Raw genomic sequence first — 12353 nt, forward strand, 5'->3', positions numbered from 1 at the left:
TTGCTATGCGGCGGTACGATCCATATCCTGGTGCTTGTTTTATCCGCATTTTCGTCCACACGCCACCTCCGGAGCAAGAAATGTACCATCACTTATATAATTCTGTCAACCGGAAGTTTTGAGCTTCGCTTGCGCCCCAGCGAGCGAGCACCATCTCTCGGACAAGTGATTATCGACGCAGACTCGCTCCGCTTTCTCAGCGAGTGATAAATCGCCAATACGCTCAACGAGGAGATTTAGTAACGAGAAGTCGGCTTTTCGGAAACTACCACTATCAGTTGTTGAGTACAGGGTTTATCGCAAATCCATCCCTCCGGAGAGCAGGCAGCCAAAGCGGTCGTTCACGGGCTTCTCCAAGTTCTGCTTGCAACCGAGGTAACGCTCGGTCGTCAGAACGGGGACTGCCCCAGAAGGAGCTGTATTTGTTCCAGTTGAACGCATTTGTCGGCGGAGCTCTCGACCGGCGGAACGGCGGGTTAGCGCACCGGACACGGGCATGCATTAAGCGCCAGCTGCGTTGTCCTCTGGTGGCACGTTCTTTGCATTGAAGAGCCCGATTCAGCGCAACCTAGCCGAGATCCGCATCGCGATCCAGCTGCAGCGCAGATTCTCAGATCGAGACGTGACGAATCAGGTGTATTTGAGTTCTACGGTGATAACGTGAAGGTCGGACTCGCCGATGTTTTCCAGCGTGTGCGGGGCCAGGGGCGGTCCCCAGAAGGCGCTTCCGGTAGCGGGTTTCGGCGAGAGGCTGCGGCTGTCCAGGAGCACCGCCCGGTCACTATCGCGGCGGATGAAGTCGCTCCAACTGAGCAGGTAATTCGTGCTCGGCCATTGGTGTGTGTGCAACGGGACGGTCTTGCCGGGACGGACAAACGTGTCGAGCACGCGAACCGTCTCATTTTCGAAGAGCAGCCTGTGATTCTGGGGTGCGGCCGTCAGGGCGTCTTAGTCCTCTGGATGTTGCTGGAGATCGGGCATGGCGAATTGTAGCCGCAACGCGGAACCGCTGCCAATATCTCGCCTTCTCCGCCAAGACACCGCTTCGATTCTTCATACTGTCCCAACGCTGTCCAGCAATCCCGGCGGGTCGGAGTCAATTCTTGAGAACAGGGCAATGCACTCATCGAGCAAGGGCTTGAGCCTACATCGGACTTTACTCCCGAGAAACGCCGTTCTCGGAAGTAACGAAATGCAAACTGGCCGTTAGCACAGGCTAGGCGTTCGATAGAGCATCCGTTTCGCCATCAGTTAGTGCTGCCAGCTCTTATATACGAATTCGAGGCTGTAGCCGTCCAGGTCCAGGACATTCGCTGCGTAATAGCGCGGGTCGTAGTACAGCCGCGCTCCGGGTGCGCCATTGTCCGTGGCTCCTGCCGCCATCGCGGTAGCATAGGCGGCATCGACTTCACTCTGGCTGTTCGCCACAAAACCGACGTGCGCGGCGCGGCTGTCGGCCGAACCCTGCCGAAGCCAAAAGAAGATGCGGCCATTGGCCCCAAACCCTTTCAGGTCTGGATGACCGGGCGGTCCGTCTTTGCCGTCGTAGTCGACGCGTTTGGTGATGCCAAGGGGAGCTAAAGCTGCCGTATAGAACGAAATCGAACGCTCTACATCGCTTACAGAAATGAAAATGTGATCGAGCATATCGGTCCTCCCTCTTCTAAGCTAGCCGTTTTCTACGCGCGCCTTTATGTCCGAGTACGCCGCCTCGATGAGCCTGCTGAGCGATGCGGCGTCGGTGGCTGTTCCCGGTTTCAGCTTCACATGGCGCATGAACTTGCCGGTGCCTCGCAGCAAGCGGGCCGGGTCCGGCAGCGCTGCGCCGTGAAAGAAGCCCACGTTTACGTGCGAGGTGAATACATTGACGTAGCCGAAGGGCGCGTCGCCCAGACACGCCACCGGGCATCCATCATGCAGGAGCTCCCGGACTTCGTCCCCGCATCTTCGCATTCTTTCAAACCACTCCTGCGCGATGGCTCCCAATTCACCTCGATGCTCTTTCATCCACGCATCGATGGCGGGATCGTGTTCGACCGCACCATCGAAACGCAGCAAGTCCGTTCTCATCGTCGCTCCAATTTCGCTTCCGGATGTTACTTCTTCGGAACGGAGATCGTGATGTTGCGGTACTGAATGACGCCGTGATGATCGCCCTGTAGATAGAACGGTCCCGGCTCGGCCTCATTGCTGTCGAGAGCACCTCCGGTGGGGCCAGGAAGCTCGACATTGTCGTGGTACATCTTGCCATCGCGCAAGACCGTCACATGTCTGCCGACCAGGGTGACGTCAAAGGTCGTCCATCTTCCAAGATCATTTTTCGCGCCCGCAGGCGGCGCATACCAGCTATAGATTGCGCCCATCTCATGCGACGGAATCTTGCCGCCCTCGGTGCCCACCTGCAACTCATAGCGACCGCGCAGATAGATGCCGCTGTTACCGCCTTCCGGGCAGTTCACTTCAATATGCAGTTTGAAGTCCTGGAACTTTTCCGTGGTCATGATGTTGGCAGCCGGACGCATCTTTTGACCGGGAACTTCGGGATTGTCATTTACCAGCTCGCCATCGCGGGCTACCCATCTGTTGTTCTCGACATGTTCTATCGGCACCCAGCCTTTGAGGTCTTTGCCGTCGAAGAGGGATCGGGGCTTGGTCCACTTTTTGGGCATGGGCCGATCGAGCAATGGAGCCTTCACGCCGGCGAGCGTGGGGCCGTCGGCGTCGCCGCGCTTCTCGACGCCGGTCAGCTTATCTGCGCTGGGGGACGTGAGCTCCCAGCTGATCTCCGAACCATGCCCCGCTTGCCCAACATCTACGATCAGCTTGCCCGAGTCCATGTGGGCGCCTGCGATCGGATGCCATGCGCCGCCCCTCGGCTGAACGCGACCTTCAATCTTTCCGCCGTCGTCCGTAAGCTCCATCCATTGCGGATACGGTGTGCCGGTGGCGGGGGTAACCGTCATGTCCCAACGGCCGAGAAACGCTTTGGTGTCTTGCGCGGAGACAGTGGAGGCTAGCGCGATCGCCAGGATAGATGCAAACAGGATCTTTATTCTCACCCGTGTGAGTGTAAGTTTTTCGACCGGGCATGTCACCTGCTCTCATTCTCTCTTTGAGCCTCTGCAAAAGGGAGGCGTTCTTTCAGTGTGGATAGAACGATAGTCCCGAAGAGTCAGCTCTTCACAAACTACGAAGATTGACACCGAAAAACGCTCATCTCGTCAGCCTCCATGAGTCACGAGAAGCCCACTTGTCAAGACCGATCTGGCAATTGAGACATTAACTCGCACGAGTCCGCCGGTAGGCCTCTAAGCGAAACGCCCCACAGACCCACTGAAAGTCACGTAAGTGTTTAAATCCGCACCCTAGGCGGGCCGAGCATTAACCATATGTAAGGGTCGTGCTCTGTCCGATCTCGATAAGATAACCATCAGGATCGCGTATGTAGCAGCGGATCTCGCCATATTTGGGCAGCGGCTCCGTGATGAACTGTGCCCCTCGACTTTTCCATAGTTCATAGCATGCTTGAATATCGGCAACGCGGATATTCAAAAAGCTGTTGATGTGATTCGGGTCGGGAACGCTGAGCGTTACCGTCGGCTTGTCCGGTGTCGGCCCGCCCCCGAGGTTCAAAATCATCCAGATATTCGCGAGCTGAAGGTACGCAGGCGCGTTGCCGTCACCAAGGCTCAGAATACGAGCGCCGAAGACCGTTTCGTAATAGCGAGCCGATCGCTCGATGTTGCTGACGGTGAGAAAATGGGCGATGCTGATCCCCTCCTGCGGGGGCATCTCATAGCTCTTTTGTTCGATTTGTACGCTGTTCATAGATGACTCCTTTTCCGATAGAGAGCCCAGCGGTGATTAAACACCCTAAATCCGTCGTATGACACCCCATTTCCATCGCCTCGCAACAACGTGAAGCCGCGAACGTCGGCTAAGCCGAATTTGACTGTCCACACTTGGGGAAAGCTAATGGCCCCTCGGACACTTAGTCGTTCGCGACAAGATGAAGGTGGATCGGTAACGAGAAATTCCTTCATCATGACCAAACTCCTGCCAACTAAAGCGCTGCGCCCGCGACCATCTTCGTCCCGCTCAACGATTTCACCTTAGCTTTATCACCATGAATCGCCCAAATCGGCGAAAATCGCTATAGAAGCCGTTCTGTATGCCCGAAGCCCCACCCAGCCTCGCCGTTCGCATTGCCTTCGGGATCTATAAGACCGTCGTTTCGCCCATTCTGCATGCCTTCAGCCCGTCGCAGTGCCTTTACCTGCCTACCTGCTCGGAGTATGCCTATATTGCTATGGTCCGTTTCGGGCCTGTGCGCGGCTCCTGGATGGCGCTGCGCCGCTTTGCCCGCTGCCATCCCTTCAGCAAAGGCGGCCTTGATCCCGTACCCGGCGGAAACCCTGAGCCCCCCAATTCCGTCTCCATTCATACAGACCATTTACCATAGAGCGAGGCACAGCCCCGCGCTGCCGCCGCTTCATGTTCAGCAAAGAATAGGAAATTTCCTTGGCAGAGTTTAAAAACCCCAATCAGCAGGGGGGCGGACAAGACAACAACTCGTTCCTCCTCATGATGCTCGTCTTGATCGCAGTGTTCTTCGGCCTGCAATACTTCCACACGAGCAAGACGAAACCGGCGGCTCCCGCCGCCACGCAGACTGAGCCTGCGCCAGCAGCCGCGCCCTCTTCTGCGCAGCCGCCTGTGGCCGCGAACGGCCCCGCCGCCGCGAACGGGACCAAAGCTACCACCGCGCAGCCTGTCGTCCAGGCGACTGCCGCCTCCACTACCGTCATCGAGAATGAGCTCTACCGCATCACCTTCTCCAATAAAGGCGGCGAGGTCATCAGCTGGATTCTCAAGAAGAAGCCCGCCGGCGGTGCCTTCAAGGACGACAACGGCAAGCCTCTCGATATCATCCACCAGCAGGCAGCCGCGAAGTATGGCTATCCGCTCTCGCTCCACACCAGCGACCCGGCTCTGACCGCCACGCTTGCCAACGCGCTTTACGTCCCCTCAGCCACAGGCAATCTGGCCGCGCCTGCTTCGCTCACCTTCAAATACTCCGCGGGTGATCTCGCTGTCACCAAGACGTTCACCTTCGACGAGACCTATGTTCTGCACGCCGATGTTGAGGTCACGCAAAACGGCAAGCCCGTCCGCGCCTACCTGATGTGGCCCGGCGGCTTCGGCGACCAGGACGACTCGACCGGCTACGCCAGCGCGCAGATCGACACCAACATCGAAGGCAAGACCGCGCATCTCTCTCAGAAGAAGGTCACCAACGACGGTACCACCGCCGGGCCTATCGCCTGGGCGGGCACGAGCGACGCATTCTTCGCCGCCGTCTTCCTGCCTGACTCGCCCGACTCCGCCGTCCTCGCCTCGCTCAAGAACGAGATCGACGTGGGCAAGACGATTCATAAATCCGGCTTCAGCATGTCCAAGGGCCCGGTCAACGTCCCTGTGCTCGGCGCAGGAATCGCGGACGTCAGTGGCCATACTCTCACGCGCGTCTTCGTCGGCCCCAAGGCGATGAGCGTCCTCAAGGCCATCAAGGCCTCCAACAACGGACCCAACCTGGAGTCGCTCGTCGACTTCGGCTTCTTCAGCGTGATCGCGAAGCCGCTCTTCATCTGCCTCAAGTTCATCCAATCCCACGGATTTTCCAACTGGGGCTGGGCCATCGTCATCCTTACCATCCTCATTAATCTCCTGATGCTGCCCTTCCGCATCAAGACGATGCAGAACGGCCTGAAGATGCAGCGCATCCAGCCGCAGATGAACGCCATCAAGGAGCGCTACAAAAAGTACAAGGCCACCGATCCCAAGAAGAACGAGATGAACGCCGAGATCATGAAGCTCCAGAAGGACAACGGAGTGAACATGTTCGGCGGCTGCATCCCGACGCTCATCACCCTGCCGCTGCTCTACGCGTTTTACGGAATGCTGCCCCGCGTGGTCGAGCTGCGCCACGCCCACTGGCTCTGGATACCCGACCTGCAGGCGCCCGACCCGTGGCACATCCTGCCCATCGTCATGGTGGTCAGCCAGTTCCTGGTGCAGTGGTACACGCCGTCTCCCGGCGTCGATCCGAGCCAGCAGAAGATGATGGCCTTCACCATGCCCGCGATCTCCGGCTGGTTCACCTGGTACTACGGTGCAGGACTGGCCCTCTACTGGGCGGTTGGTAACTTCATCGGCATCATCCAGCAGGCGGTGATGAACCGCACCAGCCTGGGCAAAGAGATGCGCGCAGTCGCTGCCAAACGTGCCCGCCGCAAGGCAGGCACAGGGACAGGCAAGGTTATTCAGGGCAAGCAATAAAGGGCGTCTTGCGCGGCAAGAACATTTGCCGCGCTGGAAACCTGCCGGGACTAGAGTCGTTTTGTTGGGAGTATGACGGTTTCCCTGTCATACAAAGACAAATACCGGGTCTCTCACTAAGGCGGCGAAAGCGCAGCCTGCGGTCGAGATGACGTGCTTCGGTGGCGGGTAGTGCAACTCCAATTGGAGACAACGCCGCCCCCATGAGACGATATTTCTAGCCAACGCAAATCAATGACAACCAACGAGCCAGACCCCACCCAACAGAACACTGAAAAGATTAAAGAATTCCTCCAGACCCTGCTTATCTCCAGCGGTCTGGAAGTGGAGTTCAAGATTCTCACCCGCGACGGCCAGGTCCAGACAGAGGCGCGGACTTCCGCGCAAGCGCCGCCGCAGCCCTCTCCCGAGATCTCGGTAGAGTTCATCGGGCCCGACACACCGCTGCTCACCGCGCGCAATGGCGAACTGCTCCACGCCATCGAGCACCTCGCCGCGAAGCTGCTCCGCCTCGAACCCGACCAGCACGACCGCATCTCCTTCGACGCTGAGAACTTCAAGGCGCTGCGCAACCGCGAGCTCGAGCTGATTGCCCAGGCCGGGGCTGAACGCGTCCGCGCCACCCACCGCCCCTACGCATTCCCACCCATGAACTCCCGTGAGCGTCGCCTGCTGCATCTCGCGCTTGCCGCGGCTGGCCTGCCCACGGCCTCCAGCAGCGACGGACCGCGGCGCTTCGTCGTCGCGTATCCCGAAGGCGAACAGCCGGTTGAAGCACCGAAGGCGCCCAGCACCCACGACCGTACGCGCGCCATCCGCAACAGCTTCCGCCGCCGTTAGGCCCACAGAGATCGTGGATAAGCGCAAGAAAGGCGTTCATCGCCTTTTTGTGAGTTCGAAAGTTGATGGATCGGGAGAGAGAGGCGGTCCTCCGCCTGCGGCGAAGGATGACAGTGCTTTTTAGAAGCTAGCTTCTCTGGTGCTTCAGGATCTTGCTTCTCTGGGCTGCTCTAAACATCCGGGCGGGTCCGGGTTGACCTGCCTGATCTGGGTTGATACGTTATCGCTTTAATCGGGGTTTCTCTGCGCGGAAGCGGGGAGCATCCGGGCGATTCAGCCTCGCTGCAGGACGCTTCTCTTGTCCCATCCGTTCACCAGCCCAGCCTCACGGCCGCCAGTAACAGTGCCGGTGCGTTCGAGATATTTGCGCCACTCCTCGGACTCAGCTGCCCGTTTGATCAGCACATTGCGCTGCCTGAGCATCTTGATCAGATGACGCCGCAGCACCATCTTCTCCATAAATTTGCCCAGCACACCATGGGGAGCGGAGAAGCGGATCTCGTCCCGCATTCGCGTTCCATCATCCATCACAGCGAAATGGTGCTCGTGCTCGAACCGCGCAAATGAGCCCTCCACCATGACTTCGCGAAAGTAGCTATACGGCCGCCAGCCATCGATCTTGCTGGTGTGTGTCCGCAGCTGGCCAAAGTGACGTCCCTGCCACTGCACTGTCTGGCCCTCGGTAATGAGGCCTGAGGTCACACTGCCAATCGCCTTCTCCTGGGTCTGAGCAGCCGACGCCAGATGAAGATCGATACTCGTTGCCAACTTGAAGCACCGTTCCATCGGCGCATCCATCCACGTCGTTACTCGAATTGTTTCCATAGCCCCGTCAATCCGTAGTTTGTTGAATCAGTTGAATAATGCAAAAGAAATCGCCAGCCCTCTCGTTAAGCCAGCAGCAATACCTTGCCGATGCCGCCCTTTTCCGCCGCCGCCTGTCCCTCTCCGGCATCTTTCAGAGGGATCATGCGATCAATGGGAATCGTCAACCGCCTAGCCGCCACATCCTCGGCGAGCTCGCGCAGCATCTTCGCATCGGGCACGACCATGATCGGCGTTACCTGGACGGTTGGGTGCATCTTTGCATTTCCGGGTGGACCCAGCACCGAGGCGAATATGCCGCCCTGCTTGACCTTTCCCATCAGAGCCTCTGCGGTCTTGCCGCCTACAGCGTCAGCAACTGCGTCGACAAAACCCAGCTTCTCCATCGCCGAGGGATCGTCCAGAGCGATCACCTCATCGGCGCCAAGTTCCTTTGCCTCTTTGAGCTGACTCTTGCGTACTCCAGCGATCACCTTGGCGCCAGCCTTCTTCGCCGTCCACACCGCGCTGCGGCCTACGCCGCCCACTGCGCCTGACACCAGAATCGTCTGTCCGGCCTTGATGCCCGTGCCGCGCGTCACCAGTTGTTCGCCGGTCAGAGTCACCAGCGGCAACGCAGCAGCCTCCACGAGGTCCAATCCCTCCGGAACCAGGGCAACGTCCTGCGCCTTTACGACCGCAAGCTCTGCATAGCTGGAGTGGCCCAGGGCCATGACCTTATCGCCCACCTCGAAACCGCTCACACCCGGACCCAGCGCGCGCACCAGACCGGCGATGTCTCTTCCCAGAATCCCAGGGAAAGTCACTGGAAAATGGCTCTTCGCAGCCCCGCTCCGCATCTTGTAATCAACCGGGTTGACGCTGGTGGCTGACAACCTCACCAGCACTTCACCGTCGCCGGCAACCGGATCGTCCACATCTTCATACTTCAACTTTTCAGGCCCACCATACTCGTGCAAAACAACAGCCTTCATGCAATACCTCCGCCAGAACTTCATCGAGCCATACAGAATGAGATGCGCGCCTGAGTACTTACGCCCTTGCTGACATGAATTTAGACGCAGAAAAATGCAACAAGGCACCCAAAGGCCTCTCCGGAGCGGATTGCACGGCATTGGCGGGGAGACCGTAGATGGAACAGGTTACGGGAGTAACCGCAGTGACGGTGCCTCTCGACCGGTCTCCTGTTTATCAATGTGGTGCGTCTGAAACTGCGGTCAGTCGAGCCCTTTCAGATATTGCTTCCACTCCTCGCCCTCCGCGACGCGCTTGAGCAACTCCAACCGGCGGCGCAGCAATCGCGCGACATGCGGAACCACCAGCGTCCGGCCCACCGGCCTCATCATCCATCCTAACGGCAACGAAAAACGCACCTTGTCGTTCAAGAGCGTGCGGCCACCGATCTCGCTGAAGAAGTGGTCGTGCTGAAAGCGTTTGAACCGCCCCCGTCCCATTGTGTCCTGAAAAAAATCGGGGCGCTCATACTTCGTGATCAGGCTTTCATGCAGTTGCGGCAGACCAAAGACCCATCCCCGCCACATCAACCTGTCGCCGCCCTCGACCAACCCGCTCGCCCTAGTCGACCCACTCTCTTCCAGTCGCATCTTCAGCGACCGCTCCACCAATTCCAGACTGGTCGACAGCAGAAAGCAACGGTCGATCGGCGCATTGATATGAATCTTATCGCTGACAACAAACATTCAACAGGCCTCCAGAATCAGATTCACGAACACATCTTCTACCAGCGCGGCCCGATCAGAATATGGAAGCTTGCCCCTCGCAAGTGCAGACAGCGCTAGATCTTCTCCAACCCGCTACTGCGTCCCTTCACGAGGTCAACCGCCCGCTGCACAAAAGCCTCCAACGCCACACTTCCCTCATCGCCTTTGCCACGCGTTCGTACACTTACCGCATCGCTCGCCGCTTCCTTGTCACCCATCACCAGGACGAACGGGACCTTCTGGAGCGTGAATTCGCGGATCTTGGCGTTCATCTTCTCGTTGCGCGCATCCAGCTCCACGCGCAGTCCTGCGGCCTCGAGCTTCGCCTTCACTGCGTTCGCATACTCCAGGTGCTTCTCCGAGATAGGCACTAATCCAATCTGCACCGGGGCCAGCCACATTGGAAACGCACCTGCATAGTGCTCGATCAGCACGCCGAAGAATCTCTCGACGCTTCCATACAAAGCGCGATGCACCATCACGGGCTGATGCAGCTCGCCGTCCTCGCCCTTGTACTCCAGCTCAAACCGCGCGGGCAGGTTGAAGTCGAACTGTACGGTCGACAACTGCCACATGCGGCCCAGTACATCCACCAGCTTGATATCGATCTTCGGCCCGTAGAATGCCGCCTCGCCGGGGATTGTCTTGAATGGAATGCCTTTGCGGTTGAGGACGTTGTGCAGCGAATTGACGGCCAGCTCCCAGTTCTCGTCCGATCCCACAAAGCTCTTACGGTCGTTTGGGTCCCACGTCGAAAGCTCGACCTTGAACTCCTCAAACCCGAAGGTCTTCAGCACGCTCTGCGCAAACTCGATGCACGCAATCACCTCATCTTCGATCTGCGAAGGCATGCAGAAGATGTGCGCATCGTCCTGGGTAAAGCCGCGCACGCGCAAGAGGCCATGCATGGTGCCCGAGCGCTCATAGCGATAGACGTTGCCCAGCTCCGCATACCGTACCGGCAGGTCGCGATAGCTCTTGGGAGAATTCTTGTAGATCAGGATGTGCCCCGGACAGTTCATCGGCTTCAGCCTGTACTCGGCGTCGTCCAGTTCCATCGGCGGATACATATTCTGCGAGTAGAAGCCCTCGTGGCCGGAGATCTTCCACAGCTCGCGACGCATGATGTGCGGTGTGTACACCATCTCGTAGCCGCGCCGAATGCACTCATCGCGCATCCAGTCTTCCATGGTCTTGCGGATCAGGCCGCCCTTGGGATGCCAGAAGATCAAGCCCGCGCCGGCGACCTCCTGAATCGAAAACAGGTCGAGCTGCTTGCCCAGCACGCGATGGTCGCGCGCCTTGATCTCTTCGAGCCGCTTGAAGTGCGCATCCAGATCTTTGGTGTTGAAGAACGCTGTGCCGTAGATGCGCTGCAACTGCTGGTTCTTCTCGTCCCCCAGCCAGTAGGCTCCGGCGACGCTGGTCACCTTGAATGCCTTCACCCGTCCGGTCGAAGGCACATGCGGGCCGCGGCAGAAGTCGGTGAAGTTGCCGTTGCGATACAGCGAGATCTCGTCGCCCGGCGCGGTGAACTTCTCGATGAAGTGGACCTTCATGAACTCGCCCTGGGCCTGGTAGTCGGTGAGGCCCTTGTCGCGTGGCTCCTCCTCACGCACAAACTTCTCGTCGCGTGCCACGACTTCAGCCATACGCTTTTCAATCGCGGCCAAATCCTCATCGCTGAAAGGAGTTTCGCGGTAGACGTCGTAGAAGAACCCGGCGTCAGTGGCGGGGCCATGGCCGAGCTTGGTCTCGGGAAAGAGCTCCAGGATCGCGGTTGCCATCACGTGCGCGGCGGAGTGCCGCACGACCTTCAGCGCGGCCTCATCGCTCTCCTTCAGCAACTCCAGTGCGACGTCCTCGGTCAGCGGAGCGGCCAGGTCTACCAGACGCTCACCTGTGGCAGCAGCGCCATACATCGAAGCCTCCGACTCCTCTTCGCTCGCCGTCGTTCCGGCAGCCACAGCCGTCAGCGGCTTCACCCGCGCCACGACCACGGCGGCGGCGAGCCTGGGCGATATGCTCATCGCGACATCGTAAGGAGTTGTACCGCGCGGGACCTCGCGCACGGAACCATCGGGAAGCTGGATCTTGATCTGCTCGCTCATATCGGTATCTACCAGCATATTTGCTTTGCAGCCGCCGCACCAACTGCGCTTTGCATTTCGCGCACAACGGCACACGGCGCTCAGGCGATGTCCAGAGCGAGCAGGCGACTGGTGGTACCACACACGGCACATCCGCGGAGCGAGATTTCTGCTCTTTATCGAGACTATTTTTCCCGTAAAGGGACATCGCATTTCAGTTCTTCACAAGGAATGGTGCAACTTTCATTTTTGAGCGGGAAGCATGAAAAACGTCCTGTTTTCCGTGCTACCATCGAACCCGTTTGGTAAGATGTTTTTCTGCACGTCCAGCTGTTTCGCACTCTGCCTTTAAGTTGAACAACTGCTCTTCGCAAACCGGTAGTTGACGGTGCGGTTAAGAGAATTCCGGCAACACTACAATCCTCCCCGCTCACCTGCTTTGCCAGGAAGGACTGGTGTTTCCCTTAATGTTTTTTTGGCGTGATTGCATCATTTGCCCAGCTGGGTTGGAACAGAGAAAAGACAAAGGAAATTAAGA

Annotated in this window: 12 protein-coding genes; 3 read left to right on the top strand and 9 right to left on the bottom strand. The window is 58.4% G+C overall.

Annotation, left to right across the window (positions count from 1 at the left end; all coding sequences use genetic code 11):
- Window positions 1–630: 630 nt before the first annotated feature.
- The 5 genes from P4G45_RS16845 to P4G45_RS16865 all read right to left on the bottom strand — a co-directional run bounded on the left by P4G45_RS16845 (window position 631) and on the right by P4G45_RS16865 (window position 3828).
- On the bottom strand, window positions 631–888 hold the full coding sequence (locus P4G45_RS16845; protein WP_348267632.1) for a hypothetical protein: 258 nt from the start codon (window positions 886–888) through the stop codon (window positions 631–633).
- 363 nt (window positions 889–1251) lie between these two features.
- Window positions 1252–1647 carry a VOC family protein gene (locus P4G45_RS16850; RefSeq protein ID WP_348267633.1) on the bottom strand — a complete coding sequence of 132 codons (396 nt, stop codon included), beginning with the start codon at window positions 1645–1647 and terminating at the stop codon, window positions 1252–1254.
- 21 nt (window positions 1648–1668) lie between these two features.
- Entirely contained in the window at window positions 1669–2070 is a 402-nt protein-coding gene (locus tag P4G45_RS16855; RefSeq protein ID WP_348267634.1) for a DUF1801 domain-containing protein, read from the bottom strand.
- A 26-nt stretch (window positions 2071–2096) separates the two neighbouring features.
- Window positions 2097–3059 carry a DUF1080 domain-containing protein gene (locus tag P4G45_RS16860; RefSeq protein ID WP_348267635.1) on the bottom strand — a complete coding sequence of 321 codons (963 nt, stop codon included), beginning with the start codon at window positions 3057–3059 and terminating at the stop codon, window positions 2097–2099.
- Window positions 3060–3381: 322 nt separating this feature from the next.
- On the bottom strand, window positions 3382–3828 hold the full coding sequence (locus tag P4G45_RS16865; protein WP_348267636.1) for a VOC family protein: 447 nt from the start codon (window positions 3826–3828) through the stop codon (window positions 3382–3384).
- 343 nt (window positions 3829–4171) lie between these two features.
- Between P4G45_RS16865 and yidD the strand changes: the two genes are divergently transcribed.
- The 3 genes from yidD to P4G45_RS16880 all read left to right on the top strand — a co-directional run bounded on the left by yidD (window position 4172) and on the right by P4G45_RS16880 (window position 7179).
- Window positions 4172–4462: a membrane protein insertion efficiency factor YidD gene (yidD, locus tag P4G45_RS16870; RefSeq protein WP_348267637.1), complete on the top strand. Its 291-nt coding sequence runs from the start codon at window positions 4172–4174 to the stop codon at window positions 4460–4462.
- Window positions 4463–4521: 59 nt separating this feature from the next.
- Window positions 4522–6339, top strand: a complete 1818-nt coding sequence (gene yidC, locus P4G45_RS16875; protein ID WP_348267638.1) for a membrane protein insertase YidC — start codon at window positions 4522–4524, stop codon at window positions 6337–6339.
- Window positions 6340–6573: 234 nt separating this feature from the next.
- Entirely contained in the window at window positions 6574–7179 is a 606-nt protein-coding gene (locus P4G45_RS16880; protein WP_348267639.1) for a R3H domain-containing nucleic acid-binding protein, read from the top strand.
- 273 nt (window positions 7180–7452) lie between these two features.
- Here P4G45_RS16880 and P4G45_RS16885 read toward each other — a convergent pair whose 3' ends face one another.
- The 4 genes from P4G45_RS16885 to thrS all read right to left on the bottom strand — a co-directional run bounded on the left by P4G45_RS16885 (window position 7453) and on the right by thrS (window position 11836).
- Window positions 7453–8004 carry an SRPBCC family protein gene (locus tag P4G45_RS16885; protein ID WP_348267640.1) on the bottom strand — a complete coding sequence of 184 codons (552 nt, stop codon included), beginning with the start codon at window positions 8002–8004 and terminating at the stop codon, window positions 7453–7455.
- Between the two features lie 65 nt (window positions 8005–8069).
- Entirely contained in the window at window positions 8070–8978 is a 909-nt protein-coding gene (locus P4G45_RS16890; protein ID WP_348267641.1) for an NADP-dependent oxidoreductase, read from the bottom strand.
- Between the two features lie 243 nt (window positions 8979–9221).
- Window positions 9222–9704 carry a hypothetical protein gene (locus P4G45_RS16895; protein WP_348267642.1) on the bottom strand — a complete coding sequence of 161 codons (483 nt, stop codon included), beginning with the start codon at window positions 9702–9704 and terminating at the stop codon, window positions 9222–9224.
- Between the two features lie 95 nt (window positions 9705–9799).
- Window positions 9800–11836 carry a threonine--tRNA ligase gene (gene thrS, locus P4G45_RS16900; RefSeq protein WP_348267643.1) on the bottom strand — a complete coding sequence of 679 codons (2037 nt, stop codon included), beginning with the start codon at window positions 11834–11836 and terminating at the stop codon, window positions 9800–9802.
- Window positions 11837–12353 lie beyond the last annotated feature (517 nt).

This window comes from Edaphobacter paludis (assembly GCF_039993895.1).
Taxonomy (GTDB): Bacteria; Acidobacteriota; Terriglobia; order Terriglobales; family Acidobacteriaceae; genus Edaphobacter; species Edaphobacter paludis.

Excerpts from the sequence above, each read along its gene's own strand:
- P4G45_RS16865 (WP_348267636.1), bottom strand. The coding sequence starts at position 3,828 with ATGAACAGCGTACAAATCGAACAAAAGAGCTATGAGATGCCCCCGCAG.
- P4G45_RS16880 (WP_348267639.1), top strand. The coding sequence starts at position 6,574 with ATGACAACCAACGAGCCAGACCCCACCCAACAGAACACTGAAAAGATT.
- P4G45_RS16885 (WP_348267640.1), bottom strand. The coding sequence starts at position 8,004 with ATGGAAACAATTCGAGTAACGACGTGGATGGATGCGCCGATGGAACGG.
- P4G45_RS16855 (WP_348267634.1), bottom strand. The coding sequence starts at position 2,070 with ATGAGAACGGACTTGCTGCGTTTCGATGGTGCGGTCGAACACGATCCC.
- P4G45_RS16895 (WP_348267642.1), bottom strand. The coding sequence starts at position 9,704 with ATGTTTGTTGTCAGCGATAAGATTCATATCAATGCGCCGATCGACCGT.
- yidD (WP_348267637.1), top strand. The coding sequence starts at position 4,172 with ATGCCCGAAGCCCCACCCAGCCTCGCCGTTCGCATTGCCTTCGGGATC.
- thrS (WP_348267643.1), bottom strand. The coding sequence starts at position 11,836 with ATGAGCGAGCAGATCAAGATCCAGCTTCCCGATGGTTCCGTGCGCGAG.
- P4G45_RS16890 (WP_348267641.1), bottom strand. The coding sequence starts at position 8,978 with ATGAAGGCTGTTGTTTTGCACGAGTATGGTGGGCCTGAAAAGTTGAAG.
- P4G45_RS16850 (WP_348267633.1), bottom strand. The coding sequence starts at position 1,647 with ATGCTCGATCACATTTTCATTTCTGTAAGCGATGTAGAGCGTTCGATT.